At 61.4% G+C, this 18,551-nt stretch carries 15 protein-coding genes and 1 pseudogene; 8 read left to right on the forward strand and 8 right to left on the reverse strand.

Annotation, left to right across the window (positions count from 1 at the left end; translation table 11 throughout):
* Nucleotide 1 precedes the first annotated feature (1 nt).
* Genes pvrR through AC1RAC_RS16740 form a run of 4 tightly spaced genes read right to left on the reverse strand, consistent with a single transcriptional unit; the run spans nt 2 to nt 5,728 of the window.
* On the reverse strand, nt 2-1,195 hold the full coding sequence (gene pvrR, locus AC1RAC_RS16725) for a response regulator cyclic di-GMP phosphodiesterase PvrR (RefSeq protein ID WP_003192443.1): 1,194 nt from the start codon (nt 1,193-1,195) through the stop codon (nt 2-4).
* Nucleotides 1,182-3,980 (reverse strand): ATP-binding protein, encoded by a 2,799-nt coding sequence (locus tag AC1RAC_RS16730; RefSeq protein ID WP_057975004.1) that lies wholly within the window; start codon nt 3,978-3,980, stop codon nt 1,182-1,184. Before AC1RAC_RS16730 ends, pvrR begins: the two co-directional genes overlap by 14 nt.
* Before the next feature lie 57 nt (nt 3,981-4,037).
* Nucleotides 4,038-5,021 (reverse strand): fimbrial protein, encoded by a 984-nt coding sequence (locus AC1RAC_RS16735; protein ID WP_492616778.1) that lies wholly within the window; start codon nt 5,019-5,021, stop codon nt 4,038-4,040.
* A 23-nt stretch (nt 5,022-5,044) separates the two neighbouring features.
* The gene (locus AC1RAC_RS16740) at nt 5,045-5,728 is read right to left on the reverse strand and encodes a fimbrial biogenesis chaperone (protein WP_229999901.1); all 684 of its coding nucleotides are present in this window, start codon (nt 5,726-5,728) and stop codon (nt 5,045-5,047) included.
* A gap of 204 nt (nt 5,729-5,932) precedes the next feature.
* On the opposite strand from AC1RAC_RS16740, the gene AC1RAC_RS16745 reads away from it, so the two are divergent.
* Nucleotides 5,933-6,454 (forward strand): ANTAR domain-containing protein, encoded by a 522-nt coding sequence (locus tag AC1RAC_RS16745; protein ID WP_014719098.1) that lies wholly within the window; start codon nt 5,933-5,935, stop codon nt 6,452-6,454.
* 15 nt (nt 6,455-6,469) lie between these two features.
* Here AC1RAC_RS16745 and AC1RAC_RS16750 read toward each other — a convergent pair whose 3' ends face one another.
* On the reverse strand, nt 6,470-7,675 hold the full coding sequence (locus tag AC1RAC_RS16750; protein ID WP_054898364.1) for a DUF1835 domain-containing protein: 1,206 nt from the start codon (nt 7,673-7,675) through the stop codon (nt 6,470-6,472).
* A gap of 355 nt (nt 7,676-8,030) precedes the next feature.
* Nucleotides 8,031-9,107: an aldo/keto reductase gene (locus tag AC1RAC_RS16755; RefSeq protein WP_054898365.1), complete on the reverse strand. Its 1,077-nt coding sequence runs from the start codon at nt 9,105-9,107 to the stop codon at nt 8,031-8,033.
* A 215-nt stretch (nt 9,108-9,322) separates the two neighbouring features.
* Between AC1RAC_RS16755 and AC1RAC_RS16760 the strand changes: the two genes are divergently transcribed.
* The 5 genes from AC1RAC_RS16760 to AC1RAC_RS16780 all read left to right on the forward strand — a co-directional run bounded on the left by AC1RAC_RS16760 (nt 9,323) and on the right by AC1RAC_RS16780 (nt 13,651).
* Nucleotides 9,323-9,955, forward strand: a complete 633-nt coding sequence (locus AC1RAC_RS16760) for a glutathione S-transferase family protein (RefSeq protein WP_492616779.1) — start codon at nt 9,323-9,325, stop codon at nt 9,953-9,955.
* A gap of 171 nt (nt 9,956-10,126) precedes the next feature.
* Complete coding sequence (locus AC1RAC_RS16765; RefSeq protein WP_492616780.1) at nt 10,127-11,047, forward strand: LysR family transcriptional regulator; 921 nt, start codon at nt 10,127-10,129, stop codon at nt 11,045-11,047.
* Nucleotides 11,047-11,931, forward strand: coding sequence for a LysR family transcriptional regulator (locus AC1RAC_RS16770; RefSeq protein WP_034128203.1), 885 nt, complete (start codon nt 11,047-11,049; stop codon nt 11,929-11,931). The genes AC1RAC_RS16765 and AC1RAC_RS16770 overlap by 1 nt, the downstream gene beginning before the upstream one ends.
* A gap of 79 nt (nt 11,932-12,010) precedes the next feature.
* Complete coding sequence (locus AC1RAC_RS16775; protein ID WP_492616781.1) at nt 12,011-12,943, forward strand: flavin-nucleotide-binding protein; 933 nt, start codon at nt 12,011-12,013, stop codon at nt 12,941-12,943.
* A gap of 303 nt (nt 12,944-13,246) precedes the next feature.
* Entirely contained in the window at nt 13,247-13,651 is a 405-nt protein-coding gene (locus tag AC1RAC_RS16780; protein WP_197900668.1) for a RidA family protein, read from the forward strand.
* A gap of 107 nt (nt 13,652-13,758) precedes the next feature.
* Here the strand turns inward: AC1RAC_RS16780 and AC1RAC_RS16785 are convergent, their stop codons facing one another.
* On the reverse strand, nt 13,759-15,246 hold the full coding sequence (locus AC1RAC_RS16785; protein ID WP_492616782.1) for an aldehyde dehydrogenase family protein: 1,488 nt from the start codon (nt 15,244-15,246) through the stop codon (nt 13,759-13,761).
* A 235-nt stretch (nt 15,247-15,481) separates the two neighbouring features.
* Between AC1RAC_RS16785 and AC1RAC_RS16790 the strand changes: the two genes are divergently transcribed.
* On the forward strand, nt 15,482-16,651 hold the full coding sequence (locus AC1RAC_RS16790) for a p-hydroxyphenylacetate 3-hydroxylase oxygenase component (RefSeq protein WP_492616783.1): 1,170 nt from the start codon (nt 15,482-15,484) through the stop codon (nt 16,649-16,651).
* Nucleotides 16,652-16,707: 56 nt separating this feature from the next.
* A pseudogene (locus AC1RAC_RS16795) lies at nt 16,708-17,181 on the forward strand (flavin reductase family protein); the annotation flags it as partial.
* A gap of 32 nt (nt 17,182-17,213) precedes the next feature.
* Here the strand turns inward: AC1RAC_RS16795 and AC1RAC_RS16800 are convergent.
* Nucleotides 17,214-18,536 carry an alginate export family protein gene (locus AC1RAC_RS16800; RefSeq protein ID WP_492616784.1) on the reverse strand — a complete coding sequence of 441 codons (1,323 nt, stop codon included), beginning with the start codon at nt 18,534-18,536 and terminating at the stop codon, nt 17,214-17,216.
* Nucleotides 18,537-18,551: the final 15 nt, after the last annotated feature.

The following is an 18,551-nucleotide window of genomic DNA, read 5'->3' on the forward strand; positions in this document are numbered from 1 at the left end:
GCTAGTGAGATGTCGCGGGGCCATCATTGTTCAGTAGCTGCTGAAATTGGTCCGAAGACACTGCGTGAGAGATCAGGAACCCCTGCACCTGATTGCAGTCGATTTTGCGCAGCAGCGCCAATTGCTGCGGGGTCTCCACGCCCTCGGCAACCACCGTCAGACCCAACTTGCGGCCCAGCGCGATAATGCTCGCCAATGCCTGGGCGATGCCTTCGTTGTCGTGGCTGCCCTGCACCAGCGCCTGGTCGATCTTCAGTTCGGTAAATGGCGTGGACACCAGATTGAGGTAGGAGCTGTAGCCCTTGCCGAAATCATCCTGGGACAAACCGAACCCCTTGATCCGCAATCGGCAGGCGCCGGCGTAGAAATTGCTGATGTCCTGCGGCACCGAACATTCCATCAACTCGAAGCAGATCATTCCCGGGATACCATCGTGGTGCAGCACGAACTCCAGCAAACGGTCGGCCAGGTCATGGCTGTTGAGCAAGTGGGTCGGCAGGTTGATCGACACTGGAATTTCATAGCCGCGCTGGCGCCAGTGTTCCTGGGCGTGGATCGCTTGCTTGAGCACCAGCCACAACAGCCGCTCCTCGAGTTCGAACGCCTTGATTGCCGGCAGGAACGCGGCAGGCAGCATCACGCCTTGTTCGGGGTGCATCCAGCGCACCAGGGCTTCGGCAGCGACGATACGGCCGTTGGCCAGGGATTTTTTCGGCTGGAACCAGGCCTGGAACTGGCCGCTGCTCATGGCCTGCACCAGCGTGTGACGGTCGATGTCCATGTGCTCGGGCAGTTCGGGGGTAGGCGTGCGCACCCTGTTCCTGAGTTGGTTGACCAGGGTGCGCAAGGCCTCGGCGTTCACGGGCTTGGAAATCAGGCCAAGCACTTCCACATCGAGGTTTTTCGCCACCAGGCTGGCCGCCATCAGCATGCGCCTCGACGCCGCACTCATGATTGCCAGCGCCGGCTTGCAGCGCAGGCTGGCCAGGCACTGGATAAACTGCACGCCGTCCATGCCGGGCATCAGCAGGTCGGTCAGTACCAGGTCGAAGTCCCGCTGGCGCAGGCGCTCCAGCGCTTCTTTGCCATCCTCGGCGGTTTCGAGCAGGAAGTCTCCCAACTCGCTGAGCAAGTTCTGCAGGTAGATATGCTGCAGGGGATGGTCCTCGACAATCAGAATACTAAGGGGCTTCATGGGTGATCCGTGCATAAGGCGCCAGGGAGTTGAATAGAGCCCGCAACGCAAAGGGTTTGACCAGGCAATGGTTCATGCCGGCGGCCAGGCACAGGTCGGCCTCGCCGCGCATGGCGTTGGCGGTGGCCCCGATAATCGGCAACGTGCAGCCCTGGCGCCGCAGTTCACGCGCCAGTTCATAGCCGTTGATATGGGGCATGTTCACATCCGTCAACACCACGTCGAAGTTGCCGGCGGTGTGGAGCTGCAACGCTTGCTGACCGTCGGCCGCCAGCTCCACGGTGCAGCCGAGTTCTTCCAGTTGATCACGCAAAATCAGCTGGTTGATGATGTTGTCCTCGGCCACCAGCAGGTGCAGGTTGAGTTTGTTCAGATCCCGCCGGTGCGTTTGCTCATCGGCACGGGCCACCCATAGCCCTTGCGCCTGGCTCACGGCCTGATGAATAGCCCCCAGGTGGTTGAGGTTGACGTGCCAGGCGCCGGCGTCGGCTTCTACGCCGGGGCAGGCGTTGCTGCTCACGTGAATCACCGGCCCGGGCCACTCGGGCACCAGCAACGGGTCGACACTGCCGGGGTGCACTTGCAACAGCAGATGTGTGTCCGCCAGCGTCGGCAAGCCGGCTTGGGCCCTCGCGCCCCAACGGCGCAACCAGCCGGCGATGGCGTTTGCCAGTTCCGGGATCGGCGAGGCTACGTAAATGGTCTCGGCCAGCAACGGTGTCATCGGTGGAACAGATGCTTCTTCCAACGGCAGGATCAGGCTGAAACTGCTGCCCAGGCCGAGTTCGCTGACCATGCGGATATTGCCGTTCATCAACTCCGTCAGACGCTGGCAGATAGGCAGGCCCAGGCCGGTGCCGGCGACCACATTGGTATTGCCCTCACTCTGGTAAAACGGCTCGAAGATCATCGCCTGGTCTTCCTGGGCGATACCTTTGCCGGTGTCCGAGACTTGCCACAACAGACTGGAGCGTTCTCCGTCGCGGCCCAGCACTTTGACCCGCAGCACCACGCGCCCATAGTCGGTAAATTTCACCGCGTTGTTGAGCAGGTTATTGAGAATCTGGCGGATGCGCGTTACGTCGCCGATCAGACGTTCCGGCAGCTTGGGATCAAAGCAGGCATACAACTGCAGGCCCTTGGCGTGGGCCGCTGCGGCGTAGCCCTGGATGATTTCATGCACAAGGTCCAGCGCAGAGAACTCGCCCATCTCCAGTGCCAACTGCCCGGCCTCGATCTTCGATACGTCCAGCACATCGCAGATCAGTTGCAGCAAGGTCGACGATGAGCCTTCGATCGCCTGCAAGTAGTCCTTTTGTTGTGCATCCAGTTGCGTGCGCGCCAGTAGTTCCAGGGTGCCGAGCACGCCATACAGCGGTGTACGGATTTCATGGCTCATGGTCGCCAGGAACAGGGTTTTTGCCGCGTTGGCTGCGTCCGCCGATTGCCGCGCCTCTTCCAGCGCCGCCTCGACCTGCTTGCGCGCACTGATGTCACTGAAGGCGCAAAACAGCACGTCTTCGCCTTTGTAGCGGGTGGGTGCACTGCTCAGGTACAGGTGACGGCCATCGATGGTTTCAAAGTAGTCACTGCGCTCGGAAGGTCCGTTGGCAAAGGCTTGCTCGATCCAGCCGGCGCGCAGCGCCTCGCGCTCCGGCCCGTTACCCAGCCATTGCTGGGCCAGGGCGTTTTCCAGTACCACCTGGCCGTCGGTGCGGCGCAGCACGCAGAGGGCCACAGGAGCGGTCTGGATCACATCGCGGCCGAAGGCTTCGCTTTCGATCAGCGCCTGGATGCGATGGATCGACGGAATGATAAAACGCTGGTCGACGCGGCGCATCACCAGCCCGATCAGCGTCAGGCTGAACAGGCAGAGCAACAACGAACCGAGCAGCTGTTTCCACAGGCCAGTGACCACTGCACGCAGGTCGATGGAGTACATCAACTGCCACTCAGAGGACTTCAGGTGTTTGCGAATCACCAGGTGGTCGGGTAGCCAGCCGTTGCCGACAAAACCGAAAAAACTGTCTTCGCCGGGCCTCAGCTGTTGCTGGCTCAACTGTGTATCGGTGCTGTTGGTGAACACCAGCATGCCCTGGGAATTGAGCATCATGAACTCGCCGGCGCTCTGGTCGCTGAGTGTCGAGGAGACTTCACGGCTATCCATCTCCAGGCCGAGCCAGCCGGAGTCGGGGTCGCGTTCGTCCAGGCGGATGAAGATGTACAGGTGCGAGTGCTGTTCAGTCCTGTCGCTCAGCCAAAGTTCGTTAAGTGTGGCCGGGTCGGTGTGCTGCAGGGCCTTGAGGCGGTTGAGCATGCATTTGGAAATCGGCAATACCTGCGCGGTGGCGTCGTAAAGGCGCATCACTTGCGGGTTGGGGCCGGCGTTGACATAGAGTAGGTTCAGCTGTTTGGCCTTCAGGTAGTCGCGCATGCGTGCGGTCAGCCAGATGCTCCACTGGTTGCCCGATGTGTCGCCCAATTCCAGGTGCTGTTCTTCGGCCGAGGATGGATAGACCCTGGACTGCTTGCGCACTGCCGACAGGCTCAGGCTTTCGAGCAGGGCTTGGCGGTTGGTGAAAAAGGTATGGGCTTCGGCAATGGCGCTGCTCATGTAGCCGCGGCGCTGGGAGATGTCGTTGTTGAAGGTCGACAGCAAAAAGGTATAGACCCCGCTGAGGATGCCTACCAGCAGCACGCTCGCAAAAATACGAAGCAGCCTTCTGGCTGCTTCGGGTCGGGAGAGGACGGGGTTGATCTGGAGCAGATAACTTTTCAATCGCATCGGCGGACTTTACGTCTGGGCCTTTGCCGGTGGCATAAGACGATCCTTAAAAATCACCTACTTGTAGTACATATCCACCACCACGGCAGCATCGAACGCTCCTGGAATCGGTAGGGTGCGCCACTTGAGGTCGGCCCGGAATTCATCGTGGCTCTGGCCCAGGCCCATCAGTTCCTGCAGCGTGAACCAGTTATTGAAGGGCAGTTGCTGCTGGCTCTCGGCGCGAGATAGCGAGATGCCGACTGAGCTGTTGTTGTCCGGCACCAGCAGGCCATTGTTCACACTGCCGCCGCCCGGCGTGGTGGCGAAGCGTGCGCTGACGGTATAGGGCGTGTCGCAACCCTTGCGCAGGTTCAGGCTGAAGTTTGCGCTGCTGGCGACTTCACTGATCGAGGCTTTGCGCGAAGGTGTGGGGAAGTTGACCACGCTGGGGCTGATGGTCAGTTCGGGAGTGCAAGGCACGAAGCGGATATCGTTCATGCCAGTGACCACATAATTGAAGTTGCTGTTGGGGCGTGAGTTGAGCCCGCGCACGCCGTCCAGTTGGAACACGCGGTAAGAGGTCAGCGTGCTGGCCTGGCCGCTCGGTGGCGTGGGGTCGTACTTCTCGATGAACACGCTGAAATTGAGGGTGAAGCGCGCCTTGTCCCAGCCCACGCAGTTGGACAAATTGCAGCCTCGGTCGGAGAAAAAACCGGTACCGACCTTGCCGGTACTTTGGGTAATCGGTTGGTTGTTGTAGCGAATGCCCACGCGAATCCCGGTGCCGATACTCACGCTGGCGGGGTTGACGTAGAAATACACTTCCTCACGGCCGTGGAGGTAGTCGTCCTTGCAGATGACATTGGTCGAGCGCGGGCCTGATTCCCAAATGATAGTGCCGTTAGGTGCGTCGGCGGCGACCGCCAGCGCCGTACCCAGCGCTTCCTGGGTGATGATCGAGTTGGTGCCGTCCTCGCGGCAGGCCAGTGCGTGGCTGGTGGCGGGCAAGACCGCGCAGGCCAACACCAGAAGCGGTAAACAGCGTTTGGTCAGTGACATCGGTTCAAATACCCCGTGATTTATCAGTTGAGCGCCGTGCTATGACGGGCTTGCAAACCGATATCGGTGATTTCGGTGAAGTGGAGAGTGGTGCCCTTGGGTACAGCGTCGAGCGCGGTCAGGGTTTTGCGTTCATGAGGCTTGAGCAGCAGGTAATCGCTGAGTGTCTGGCTGTCGGTTCGCAGGTTGACCAGCGATAGGTGGAAGGCGCTGGGGTTGTTGGCCGTCACCGTGCGCCCGTCGCTGCTCCATACCAACTGCTGCACCGCCTCGGCCGAGCCGCCCAGGAGTGCGGGAGGGCGATAGAACAGCTTGAGCCGCTGGCGGATCGCGAATTGCACGCTGTTGGGGTCTTCGACCTTGAGCGGGATTTCCATGATATTGAGCCAGAACAGCGATTCACGATCGCTGGGCAAGCCCTCACCGGCATACAGTATGCGCAGCTTGTGATGCTCCCCGGCGCCCAGTTGTACCAATGGCTCGGTGGCGGCAAAGGGCACGGTACGGTCGGCTGATTCGTCCTCGCCGGTGATCCAGGTTTGCACCACCACTTCCCGCGAGGCCTGGTTGACCACACTGATACCGGCGGCCTTGTCCTGGCCGAAATAGATCAGGCGGGTGCCTTCGATCTTCAGCGCCGCATTGGCAGGCGGGGGTGCAAGCACCAGCAGCCCGCAGGCCAGTAGCACCACTCTGAGTAGAAACATGAACACGGCAATTCCATGGTCGGGTGAGGGAACGCAGACCATGGTAGGTAGCGAGTGGCACGAAGGCTTTGAGGCGATTCTTAAAAGTACGGTGTGCCCCTGATTGCCGTTTCAGAATCGCCTTAAAGTCAGGGTTCACCCCTGACGGTTACTTTGCTCAGCGTTGAATGATCGACGCGGATGCCCAACTGTCAGGTTTACCCTATGTCCAATAAAGCGTTACGCCTTCTGATTGCCGATGCAGAGCTTTTGCAACGGATCAAGATCGAGAAAATGCTCAACCAGCTGGGCTATCACCGCATCGCCCCGTTGAGTTCGTTCGACGAGTTGCAGGCACTGACACGCTCGGGCGTTGTGGCGTTTGACCTGCTGATCATCAACACTGCGCTGGTGCACTCACGGCAGGTCAACCTGCTCAAGTACTGCCATGACAACCCGTTGATCCGCCACACGCTGATCTATGACGGGCAATGTGCGCAGCGCTCTGTAGTGTCGGTCTCGGTTAGCCAGACCCTGCACCTGTCATTGTCACAGTCGCCCGACTTCACCTCCCTACGACGCTGCATGGAAATTGTCGATCCGGCACACAGTTCTCCGATCGCTGAGTGGCCCATGCTGCACGCCGTGGACGGCCGAGCGTCCCAGCCTTCGATTAGCCCGCGGGCGGTCTATCAAGGCGACCCGACGGTGGTGGCATGTGCCGTGGGGTTGTTTCCCAAGCGCTGATCGTATCGTGCAGCATCAGTCACGCCAGACGGGCAGATCATCTTGGTCCAGTGCCCAATGAGGTTGCCGTGGCCGCAGGCACACACCACCGACCCAGCGCTCATGGCTGGCGTGGTCCAGCCAGCAGGCATTGCCGTCCAGTACCTGCTGCGCCAGTGGCGTCAGCGCCAATACGCGGCGCGGCCACTCCATGTTCGTTTCGGTCTCGATCAGCAGCGGCGCCGTCCCATCAATCAATGGGCGCAGCAGCGCGTGAAACATCATATCGCCCAGGAAAGGCAGTGGCTCGCGCTTGGCCATCAACTCGGCAAACACCCGACCGAAAGGCACAGGCCCGACCTCAGTAATATATTTCAAGGACAAACGTTCAGTCAGTGACAACCCGTCCTCGAGACCCGGCAACTCCTGTAACTGACGCCGTAACGCCGGCGCCAGAAAGGGCAGGGCAGGGTGATTGCCATGGGCCAGTTCCGCGAGCTTGAGCGGTGAGCTGTCGCAGTAAGCCGACCAGGCCCGTTTGGCCAACTGCACTGCGTCGTCGTCGATCAAGCGCCGCTGCGGCCAGAGCCAGGCCAGCACATCGGGGGCCAATTGGCCTATGCCGATAAATCGCTCGACGCCGGGAATTCGGTCTGCCTCAATCAGCTCCAGCTTGCGCGGCGCCTGCTCAAGGCCAGCCAGGGCGCGGACCAGGAACAATTGATCGTAGGCGTCCGCCTCGCACCACAGCACACTGTGATCGGCGTTGTTCAAGGCTTGTAGTTGGTTGTATTCATCGTTGATGCGATGCGCAACTTCAGTGGAGTCAAGGGCAAAGGCCTGACTGATAAAGGTACTGCGCATCGCTCGGAACGCTTCGCTGGGTAGTTCACGCACTGGCCCCATGCACAACGGGTCAGTGAGCATCCGGAACTGTCCCTTGAACCCGGCCACTTGCAGGCTGTGGGCAATATCATTACCACACCGCCAATGAGTGGTGCGGGATTCATCGCTGGCATCGAAACCAGGGTGGCGGGCGGCAAAGTCGAGGGCGTCGACGTGGGCCTTGAGCTTGGGCCAACTGGCGAAGCCCAGCTGTTTGGCTACCTGCCATTGAGCCTGGGACAAGGTTGCGCTGGGGTCTAGGCTTTTCAGCTGCGACAACAGTTCCTTGGCGCGCTTGCGCTGCTGCTCAAGGTTGAGGCGGCCATGGGTAGTGGAGGCTAAAGGGCGTTGCGACATACGAGCTCCTTGCACAAACCTTTTCCGCTTCAAGGTTGGGAGTCGTAGAAATGAGGTGGAGCTGGGATGTCTTGGGCGCAGCCCTTTCCGCGGAAGGTGGCGTAGAGAGCGCCAGACGGGAAATATAGGCAGCATTGCCGTTCGGTGCAACCCTGAAAATGTGGGCATTGCCCCAGTGCCACTCAGTCAAGCGCAGTCCCTGTGTGGCAGCGGGCTTGCTCGCGAAAGCGGTAGGTCAGTCGCTGCATCTGTTACTGCACCACCGCTTTCGCAGGCAAGCCAGCTCCCACATTGGATCTTCGTTGCTTTGAGCATTGCGTTCGCTTAATTCGTCGGCATTGGAGCGGGTGCTGTTTTACTTGTCCTGGCGCGCATCCAGGGTTTTTTGATGCTCGGCCAGGAAGGGTTGCTCCGCTGGATCAAAACGATCAATCCCGGCAGTGAAGCGGTGCCAGTAGGGGTACAACGGCTGACGGCGAGTGACGGCTTCGATGCGCGCCGACTGCTCTTCGGTGAGTTTCAGCTCGGTGGCCGCCAGGTTATCGCGCAGGTGTGCTTCCGTACGGGCGCCGATAATCAGCGAGGTGATCCCCGGGCGATCCTTGAGCCAGGCCAGGCAGGTGCGGGCGACCGAGACGCCGTGTTCATCACCGACGGCGGCGAGGGTCTCGATAATGTCCAGCGCACGCTCCTGGTCGTGGACGTAGGGTTCCGGCCAACCGCTGCCCTGGCGGGTATTGGCGGGCGGCTTGTGCCCGCGTCGGGTCGTGCCGGTCAGCAAGCCTTCGCCCATCGGGCCCCACACCAAAGTGCCAACCTGCTGGTCCAGGGCCAACGGTAGCAACTCGTACTCGGCCTCGCGGGATTCCGGGGTGTAGTAGATCTGCTGGGTAATCGGCTTGAGCATGCCGTGCAGTTCAGCCTTGCCCAGGGTTTTCATCATCTGCCAGGCGGTGAAGTTGCTGGTGCCGAAGTAGCGGATCTTGCCCGAGCCGACCAACAGGCGCAGGGCTTCCAGGGTCTCTTCGATTGGCGTCATGCCGTCCCAGTTGTGCAGTTGGTACAAGTCGATGTGGTCGGTGCCCAAGCGCTTGAGGCTGGCTTCGCAGGCGCGGATCAAGTGGTAGCGCGACGAGCCGGAGTTGTTGGGGTTGTCGTCTACCGGGCTGCGGCCCTTGGTGGCCAGCAGAATGTCGTTGCGCTTGTCGCCCAGCGCCTTGCCCACCACTTCTTCGGCCAGGCCGTGGGAATAGAGGTCGGCGGTGTCGACCATGTTCACCCCGGCGTCGAACGCCATATCGAACATGCGCTTGGCCAGGGGCACGTCTACCGCACCGCATTTTTCAAACTCTGCGCGACCGCCAAAGGGCACGGTGCCCAGGATGATTTCCGATACCAGCAGGCCGGAATGACCCAGTTGTCGGTACTGCATGTTGCCTCCTACTTAACGTTGCACGTGAAGGTGTGAACGATGGGGACGGCGATAGTTTGAATTTTTTCATGAAAACCTCGCGCCAAGCTTGGCTATGACGTCAATGAAGATTGTTTCGCTGGATGAAATGCTGGATTGTGAATCCTGGTCATTCCGCCAGACATGGCAGTGTTAGAACATCCCTGGCGTCGATACCCACTCATTTGGAGCCTGTCATGACCCAGCCTGCGATCAAACTCTATGGTTTCCCCCTGTCCGGCCATTCCCACCGGGTCGAACTGATGATGTCCCTGCTGGGGCTGGCGAGTGAATTTATCCTGGTGGACCTCAAGCAAGGTGCGCATAAAACGCCTGAGTTCCTCACCACCCTGAACAGCTTTGGCCAGGTGCCGGTGATTGATGACGGCGGCACGGTACTGGCCGACTCCAATGCGATCCTGATTTATCTGGCCAGCACCTATGGCCGCGGCGAATGGCTGCCGAGCGACCCTGTCGGGCAAGCCCGGGTGCAGCGTTGGCTCTCGGCCGCCGCCGGCCCACTCCATGCCGGGCCTGCCACGGCGCGCTTGGCCACGGTGTTTGGCGCCGAGGTGGACACTGTCAGTGCAATCAACCGCGCCCATGCCTTGCTGAGCGTGATGGAACAGCAACTGAACCAGAGCCGTTTCCTCGCCAGTGAGCAGCCCAGCATTGCCGATATCGCTTTCTACACCTACGTGGCCCATGCGCCGGAAGGCAATGTGTCCCTGGCCGACTACCCTGAGGTACGCGCCTGGCTCGCCAGCATCGAAGCACTGCCGGGTTTTGTCGGCATGCCGCGCACGGCTGTCGGTTTGCAATCGAGTTGAAGCCCAACACCTGTGGCGAGGGAGCTTGCTCCCGCTGGGCTGCGCAGCAGCCCCAACAAGGCTGCCGTATTTATTCAGCCAAACCGCGCTGGCAGCTTTCAGGGCCGCTGCGCGCCCCAGCGGGAGCAAGCTCCCTCGCCACAGGGGGACACATAATCAGAAGGCGTAAAGATGGATCGATTTCATGAAATGCAGGTGTTCCTGGCCGTGGCCGAGGAGGAGGGCTTCGCTGCTGCCGCCCGGCGCCTGAACACGTCGCCGCCCAGCGTGACCCGCGCCATTGCCGCCATGGAACAACGCATCGGCACGCAGTTGCTGGCGCGCACCACCCGCAGCCTGCACTTGACCGAAGCCGGCCAGCGTTACTTGGACGATTGCCGACGCATCCTTGCCGAACTGGACGAAGCCGAGGAAGCGGCGGCGGGCAGCTACTCCATCCCGGGCGGCCAGTTGACGGTGACCGCACCGGTACTGTTTGGCGAGCTGTATGTGGCGCCGGTACTGGGGGATTATCTGGACCGTTTTCCGTTGGTGAGTATCAACGCCTTGCTGGTCGATAGGGTGGTCAATATGACCGACGAAGGTGTTGACGTGGCGGTGCGTATCGGCCACCTGCAGCCATCCTTGCAGCAAGCGATCAAGGTCGGCGAAGTACGCCGGGTGGTGTGCGCATCGCCGGCTTATCTTGACCAACACGGGCGCCCCCAGCGGCCCGAGCAGTTGCGTGAGGCCAAGCTCGTCACCTCATCGTCCAGCCAACTGGTCAGTGAGTGGACATTCGTTGACGCTGGCCAGCCGCTGAAGGTACCGATCGCGCCACGCCTGGTTGTCACCGCCAACAATGCCGCGATCAACCTGGCCCGCCTGGGGTGGGGCATGACGCGGGTGCTGTCTTATCAAGTCGCGGCAGCGGTGGCGGCGGGGGAACTGGAACTGGTACTGGAGGATTTCGAACCGGCGCCGCTGCCGATCCACGTGGTGTTCCAGCAAAACGGCCGAGTACCGGCCAAGGTCAATACGTTTGTGGATTTCCTCAGCCATCGCCTCGGGCAGGACCCGGCCCTGAACGCCGCGACCAAGCAGCGTGCCTGATGGAGCGTTATCGCGATATGCAGCTGTTTGCCGCGCTGGCCGGGCAACCCAGCCTGGCGTCGGCGGCACGTCATGCGCAGGTTTCCGGGCCGACGCTGGTACGTGCAGTTGCGCGCCTGGAGGCACGCCTGCGCGTGGTGTTGCTGCAACGTAGTACACGCGGTGTCAACCTGACCGATGCAGGCCAGGCTTACCTTGCCGACTGCGTGCGCCTGCTGGCAGCGGTGGACGCGGCCGAGGCCTCGGCCAACGGTTTGCATGTGCAGGCCCAGGGCGACCTGCGGATATTTCTGCCGTTACTGTTCAGCCGCTATGTCATGGCGCCGCTGTTGGCCGGTTATGCGGATCGCTACCCAGCGGTGCGTGTCATCGCGCATTACCACGACTATTTCCCTAACCTGCACGTAGAAGGGCTGGACGTGGCGGTGCTGGTCGGCGAATTGCCCAACTCGTCACTCATTGCGCGGCAAGTCGGGCAGGTGCGCACTGTTGTATGTGCCAGCCCCGCTTACTTGGCGACCCGGGGCGAACCCCGGCATCCGGCTGAACTCAAGCAGCATCATCTGATTGCCAGCGCCGACCCGGTGCACTGGGATTTCCCGCATTACACCCTCAAGGCTCGCGCCCGGCTGCGTTGCGCCACTGTCCAAGGCGCGATCAATGCAGCGGTGCAGGGGGCGGGCGTGATTCGAGCCTTGAGTTATCCACTGCACGAACACCTGGCGAGCGGCCAGTTGCAGCGCCTGTTGCCTACCTTCGAGTTGCCGCCGCAGCCGGTGCATGTGGTCTACCGCGAAGGCCGTCATGCATCGATGCGCGTGCGCAGCTTTGTCGACTACTGCGTCACCGCGTTGCGCGAGCATCCGGCGTTTCAGTTGGCGTAATAGTGGATTGCCCTGGGTGGGCATTCTCTCTATCAAGGCCTGGGCGCAGCATGCTCGTATCTAACCGGAGGTGAGCGCCATGCACTCGATTGAAGCAACCCCTTGGCATGTCGGCGAACGACACATGCAGGAAAGTGCCGGCGTTTCTGAACGCATGGCCATGATCGGGCCCAAGGTCATTCGTGATCATTTGCCTGAGCAGCACCGCGATTTTTATCCGCTGCTGCCGTACTTGATCGCGGGTGTGGTAGACGAACAAGGCATCCCCTGGGCAACGATGCTGGAAGGCGCACCAGGGTTTGTGCATTCACCGGACCCACACACGCTGCAGATCGACAGCCTGCCCGCCAAAAGCGATCCCGCCTGGGCTGGGATAACGGATGGCGCGGCGATCGGCCTGCTGGGCATCGACCTCAACACCCGCCGCCGCAATCGCATGAATGGCCGGATCGGATCGCTTGAGGATGAGGGCTTTACGGTGGACGTAGTACACACCTTCGGCAATTGCCCCAAGTACATCCAACTGCGGCCCGTCGCTGGCATTGCACGCAAACCCGGCAACCTGGCCGAGCGCAGCCGCCGCCTGGACGATGCGGCTCAAGCGCTGATCCGCCAAGCCGACACCTTCTTCGTCGCCAGCTACGTCGACCAGCACGGCGAACGCTCGGTGGACGTTTCCCATCGCGGCGGCAACACGGGGTTTGTGCGGGTGGAAGGCAACGTACTGACCATCCCGGATTTTGCCGGCAACCTGTTCTTCAACACCCTCGGCAACCTGCACGCCAACCCGGTGGCGGGGTTGTTGTTTGTTGATTTTGAGACCGGTGACGTGCTGCAAGTGGCCGGGCGTACTTCGTTGATCCTGAGCGGGCCGCAAGTGGCTGAGTTCGAAGGCGCGCAGCGCCTGTGGACGGTAACGGTGGAACATGTGGTCCGCCGCCCGGCAGCATTGGCGTTGCGGTGGCAATTCGCGGAGTTTTCGCCGCACAGCCTGGCGATGGGTACTTGGTAGCCTGGCGCACTCTCCCAGGCGCAGCCTATCCAGTGTGGGAGCTGTCGAGCCCCAGCGAGGCTGCGATGGCGGCGGCACGGTCAACATATTCATTGCCTGACCCACCGCTATCGCGGCCTCGCTAAAGCTCGACGGCTCCCACAGGGGAATGTCATTGTCCGCTGGGTTTGCGCGTTTTCATCAGGCCCCCGGGCATTCCCGGTTCAGCGCTTCCCCCATGAAATGTTGCTGGATGTTGAACCGTCAGCGTGGGCAGAGTCTCTAGGTTAGCCTTGTCTTCCTACTGACAAACAAGGATTGGTCATGCAACGAAAGGTCATTAATCCCACGACGGTATTCAACTCCCTGCAATACGGATTCAGCCAGGCCATGGAAGTGCCAGAGGGTCGGCGGATCATGCTGTCCGGGCAGGTGGGGGTCGATGCTCAAGAGCGTACGGTGGGCCCAGGCATTGCGGAGCAGACGGCCACGGCGTTGGACAATGTCGAAAAGGTGCTGGCCGCGGTGGGCGGTGATCTGTCTCATGTGATCATGCTGCGGCTGTATATCGTCGAATCTGCCCGGGATCAGCAGGAGCCGATTGTCGAGGCGCTGCGCCAGCGCTTCGCGCACAACCCGCCGCCGTCTTCGTGGATTATCGTCAGTGGGTTGTCGTTGCCTGAGTGGTTGATCGAGGTTGAGGCGGAGGCGGTGGTTCCATTCAGTTAGGGCTTTTGCAGGAGCGAGCTTGCGAAAAAACCATAGCCGCCGCACTTATTCAGGATGCACGCGTTATCGTTGACGTTTTTCGCGAGCAGGCTCGCTCCTACAGCCATTCAATACCGAATCATCACCGACTTAAGCTCGGTGTAATCCTCAATAAACGCACCACCAAACTCCCGGCCTAACCCCGAAGACCGGCTGCCGCCAAACGGCACCGCCGGGTCGAGCAGGGTGTGCATGTTCACCCACAAGGTGCCTGCCTTGATCGCCGGGATCATGCGCAGGGCCTTGCCCAGGTCGTTGGTCCACAGGCTGGCACTCAACCCGTAGGGCCCGTGGTTCATCAGCGCCAGCAGTTCGTCTTCGTCGTCGTAGGGCAGGAAGGTGGCGATGGGGCCGAAGGTTTCTTCGTTGAGCAGGGTGTCGTGCAGGTGGTTGGCCAGGATCACGGTGGGTTCGACGTAGCAGCCGGGACGGTCGATGAGGTGGCCGCCGTGGATGATCGTGTTGTTTTCGGTGCGGGCCTGGTTGAAGTAGCCGAGCAGTTTTTGTTGGTGTTGCTGGTGGGTCACCGGGCCGAATTCGGTGTGTTCATCCAGGGGCGAGCCGATGGTCAGGCGGCTGAGACGCGCCTTGAGTTTTTCCAGCACAGCGTCGATTTGCGAGCGGTGCACGAAGAAACGTTCGGCCGCTGCGCAGATTTGCCCCGAGTGCAGGAAGCCCGCTTCGATAATGCCATCCACCGCTTTGTCTACATCCATGTCGCGCAGGAAGCCGGCGGCGTTCTTGCCACCCAGTTCCAGGGTCGCGCGGGTCAGCCCGGCGCCCATGGCACTGCGGCCCACCGCAATACCGGTGGGCACTGAGCCGGTGAAGGACACCTTGTGCGTGCCGGGGTGTTCCACCAGCCCCTTGCCGACATGGCCGCCGCCGGTCAGCACGTTGAGCACCCCCGCCGGCAACCCGGCGTCGATGGCCAGTTCGGCGATGCGCAGCAGGGTTAGCGGTGTGAATTCGCTGGGCTTGATGATGATGCTGCAACCGGTCACCAGTGCCGAGGCGAGCTTCCAGATGGCGATCATGGTCGAGAAATTCCACGGCACAATGCCCACCACCACGCCCACCGGTTCGCGCAAGGTGAAGGCGGTGTAGCGCTCGCCATTGAACGAAGGCAGGGAGGGCGTGAGGGTCTGGCCGCTGAGCTTGGTGGCCCAGCCTGCGTAGTAGCGCAGGAAGTGCGCGGCCTGGTCGACCTCAAAGGCACGGGAAATCTGGATGATCTTGCCTGACTGGCAGGTTTCGATCTGCGCGAGTTCTTCGCGGTGCTGTTCCAGCAGGTCGGCCAATTTAAGCAGCACGTTGCCGCGGATGGCGGGCGCAGCCTGGGACCACAGCTGAAAACCACGGTTGGCAGAAGCGACCGCAGCGTCGATATCCGCCAGGTCAGCATCGGCCACTTCGGCGATCACCCGGCCGTTGGCAGGGTTGATTACGTTCAGGGTTTGATCGGCGTGGCTGTGCACGCTGATACCGTCGATAAACAGCCCATGGCGGCGACGCAAAAAGGCTTCCACTTGAGGCAGCAACGGGATATCGCTCATGGCAGGTTCCTGGCAGTTCACAAAGAAACCCCGAGGTTAACCAACGCACTGATAAGCGGCTTGACTGTGCCTGCCAGCTTTTATGCCTGTGCCTGCCGTGCTTGTGAAAAGTACAAGCTTGCCTGCCGAACGTGCATTTCCCGCCTGCACGACCCGTTTGATACTGGCCCTGCATCCCGCGCCGTTCCACGATTCGGAGCGCCTGCCGGACTTCCAATAATAAGCAGGGCCGTCCATGAAAAAGCCAAAACCGCTCCTCGAAGACCTCAAGCCTCTTCTGCCTGCCATTGCCGCGAACGCCAGCCGTGCCGAACAGCTGCGCCAGGTGCCGGATGAGAATATCGCGCTGCTCAAAAGCATCGGCCTGCACCGCGCCTTCCAGCCCAAGGCATTCGGTGGCCTGGAACTGTCGCTGCCCGAATTCGCCGACTGCATCGCCTTGCTCGCCGGCAGTTGCGCCAGCACCGCCTGGGCCATGAGTTTGTTGTGTACCCATAGCCATCAACTGGCGCTGTTCTCGGCGCAGTTGCAGGAGGAGATCTGGGGCGCCAACCCGGATGCCACGGCCAGCAGCAGTATTGCGCCGTTCGGTCGGGTGACCGAGGGCGAGGGCGGCGTGTACTTCAGTGGTGAGATGGGCTGGAGCAGCGGCTGTGACCATGGCGAGTGGGCGATTGTCGGCTGCCGTCGCCAGAATGCCGAAGGTACCCAGGATTACTGCTTTGCCGTGCTGCCGCGCAGTGACTATCAGATCCGCGATGACTGGTTCGCGGCCGGCATGAAAGGCAGCGGCACCAAGACCCTGATCATCGACAACGCCTGGGTGCCTGAGCACCGGATCCAGAAGGCCAAGGACATGATGGAAGGCAAGTCCGCAGGCTTTGGTCTCTACCCAGACAGCCAGATTTTCTACGCGCCGTACCGGCCGTATTTCGCCAGTGGTTTTTCCACCGTCAGCCTCGGCGTGGCCGAGCGCATGCTGGAGGTGTTCCGCGAAAAAACCAAAAACCGTGTGCGCGCCTATACCGGTGCCGCCGTCGGCGCAGCGACCCCGGCGCTGATGCGCCTGGCCGAGTCCACCCACCAGGTGGCCGCTGCTCGGGCGTTTTTGGAGAAAACCTGGCAAGACCACGCCGAACACAGCGCCGCCCACCGCTACCCAGCGCGAGAAACCCTGGCGTTCTGGCGCACCAACCAGGCCTACGCCACCAAGATGTGCATCGAAGCGGTAGACCGGCTGTTCGCCGCCGCCGGTGGCAATGCCTGGTTCGAACACAACGAAATGCAGCGCCTGTTCCGCGATGCCCACATGACCGGCGCGCATGCCTACACCGACTATGACGTGTGCGCGCAGATCCTTGGCCGTGAGCTGATGGGCCTGGAACCCGACCCGAGCATGGTGTAGCTGCGTTTTCCCTACAACAATCAGGGCGGCCCATAGAGGCCACCCGGGAGTCTTGCATGTCCGACGTATTCGACCCACGAGCCTTTCGTCGTGCCTTGGGCAATTTTGCCACTGGCGTGACCGTGGTCACCGCCGCCACCGCCTCCGGGCGCAAGGTGGGCGTGACGGCCAACAGTTTCAACTCGGTATCCCTCGACCCGCCGCTGGTGCTGTGGAGCATCGACAAGCGCTCCAACAGCCATGCCGTGTTCGAGGAGGCCAGCCACTTTGCCGTGAATGTCTTGGCGGCGGACCAGGTGCACCTGTCGAACAATTTTGCCCGCCCCCGTGAAGACCGCTTCGCCCTGGTCGAGTACGAGCCGGGGAAGGGTGGCTCGCCGGTATTCGCCGATTGCTCGGCGCGTTTTCACTGCGAGAAATACCAGCAGGTGGACGGCGGCGACCATTGGATCATGATCGGCAAGGTGGTGGCCTTCGATGATTTTGGCCGTGCGCCGCTGCTCTATCATCAGGGCGCCTATGCCGAGGTCCGGGCGCTGCCTCCCTGCGCGCCCGAAGCAGTTTAGAACGGCACGGCGACCACCAGTTGGCTGTAGACATTGGTGCCGTTGCCGCCGACCTGATTGCCACCGGTATCGGCTGATTTATCGGGTTTGTACAGACCCAGCAGCGGCGTGATGATCAGGTGCTCGTTGACGGCCCATTCGGCATACAGGTCCAGTTCGCGGCCATCCAGGTTCAATTGGCCGCGGGTACTGACGGTGTTGTAGTCGAAGAACAGCGCCCCCAGGGTGATGTTCTCCAGTGGTTTGACCTTGAGCGCCACGTGCTGCACGGCGGTATTACTGTTGAAGGGGCCGGAATAGTTGCCCGCCACTTCGCCCTGCACCCAGGTGCCGTAGCCACGGTTGAAGCCTGAAAACATGCCGTCCCAGTTCTTCGAATAACGGGCGTAGCGGTAGGTCAGGTCCGGTGACCACGGCAGGTTGGCGAAGGTGTAGCCGGCTTCGGCGTAACCGGCATTTTCCTGGCCATCGCGACGGCTTTGGCGCGCCAGTTCGAAGGCGAAGTGCGCGTTGTCGATACCGGCATTGCCGGTGCCGCGCAGGCTGTAGAGGTTCATGCCTTTGCGCTGGCGCTGCAGGTCGGTGGCGAAGCGCTCATCCACATCGATGCCGTGAATATAGGTCAGCCCCAGGGTGCCCGGCGCGGCACTGTATTCCAGGGTGCCGGCGGCCATTTCGGTGAGGGCCTGGGCGCGGTTGTCGGACTTGATCCACATCAGGCTGCTGTGCACACCGTCCTTGCCGCCCAGGCGAATCACCGCCGTCTTATCGAAGGCATGGCGTGCGGCGATGTAGTAGGCGCCGCCGCGATTGAACTCGCCGTCGCCGACGCCATTGCCCAGGTTGGGGCCGTCGTCGTTAAGGATAAAACCGTCGCCGAGCATGATGATCTGGCGACCGAACGACAGGTCCAGGCCGTCCTTGCCCAGCGCCGGTAACAACTCGCCAGACCGCCAGCCGGCGAAGGCTTCGTCAAACTTGGTGGTGCGCTCGGTGCCGTTGGTCAATCCGGCCGCATCGCCGTCGCCCCAGGTACCGGAACTCACCAGGTTGGCCGTGCCATACACACCGCCCAGGTTGCCCAGGCGCTGTTCGACGCTCAGACCGTACTTGATGAACGCCTCACGCCAAGTGGAGCCGCCGCTGCGCCCATCGTAGTTCTTCGGGCTGTTGAACATACCGTACACGGCGAGGAAGTTGCCGGTGACCTGGGTGTCGACGTCCGCATACAACTCGATGGCCTGCGCCTGGCCCACCAACAGTGCCACGCCCAGGCCGACCGTCTGGCGCAGGCAGCGGTTTTTCAGTGTGTGCTCCATTGTTATTGCCCCCAT

The organism is Pseudomonas sp. GW823-FHT02F05 (assembly GCF_058797315.1).

Coding starts and splice junctions, on each gene's coding strand:
- AC1RAC_RS16750 (WP_054898364.1), bottom strand. CDS start 7,675: ATGTCGCAACGCCCTTTAGCCTCCACTACCCATGGCCGCCTCAACCTT.
- pvrR (WP_003192443.1), bottom strand. CDS start 1,195: ATGAAGCCCCTTAGTATTCTGATTGTCGAGGACCATCCCCTGCAGCAT.
- AC1RAC_RS16775 (WP_492616781.1), top strand. CDS start 12,011: ATGCACTCGATTGAAGCAACCCCTTGGCATGTCGGCGAACGACACATG.
- AC1RAC_RS16780 (WP_197900668.1), top strand. CDS start 13,247: ATGCAACGAAAGGTCATTAATCCCACGACGGTATTCAACTCCCTGCAA.
- AC1RAC_RS16730 (WP_057975004.1), bottom strand. CDS start 3,980: ATGCGATTGAAAAGTTATCTGCTCCAGATCAACCCCGTCCTCTCCCGA.
- AC1RAC_RS16745 (WP_014719098.1), top strand. CDS start 5,933: ATGTCCAATAAAGCGTTACGCCTTCTGATTGCCGATGCAGAGCTTTTG.
- AC1RAC_RS16760 (WP_492616779.1), top strand. CDS start 9,323: ATGACCCAGCCTGCGATCAAACTCTATGGTTTCCCCCTGTCCGGCCAT.
- AC1RAC_RS16770 (WP_034128203.1), top strand. CDS start 11,047: ATGGAGCGTTATCGCGATATGCAGCTGTTTGCCGCGCTGGCCGGGCAA.
- AC1RAC_RS16800 (WP_492616784.1), bottom strand. CDS start 18,536: ATGGAGCACACACTGAAAAACCGCTGCCTGCGCCAGACGGTCGGCCTG.
- AC1RAC_RS16755 (WP_054898365.1), bottom strand. CDS start 9,107: ATGCAGTACCGACAACTGGGTCATTCCGGCCTGCTGGTATCGGAAATC.
- AC1RAC_RS16740 (WP_229999901.1), bottom strand. CDS start 5,728: ATGTTTCTACTCAGAGTGGTGCTACTGGCCTGCGGGCTGCTGGTGCTT.
- AC1RAC_RS16735 (WP_492616778.1), bottom strand. CDS start 5,021: ATGTCACTGACCAAACGCTGTTTACCGCTTCTGGTGTTGGCCTGCGCG.
- AC1RAC_RS16765 (WP_492616780.1), top strand. CDS start 10,127: ATGGATCGATTTCATGAAATGCAGGTGTTCCTGGCCGTGGCCGAGGAG.
- AC1RAC_RS16790 (WP_492616783.1), top strand. CDS start 15,482: ATGAAAAAGCCAAAACCGCTCCTCGAAGACCTCAAGCCTCTTCTGCCT.
- AC1RAC_RS16785 (WP_492616782.1), bottom strand. CDS start 15,246: ATGAGCGATATCCCGTTGCTGCCTCAAGTGGAAGCCTTTTTGCGTCGC.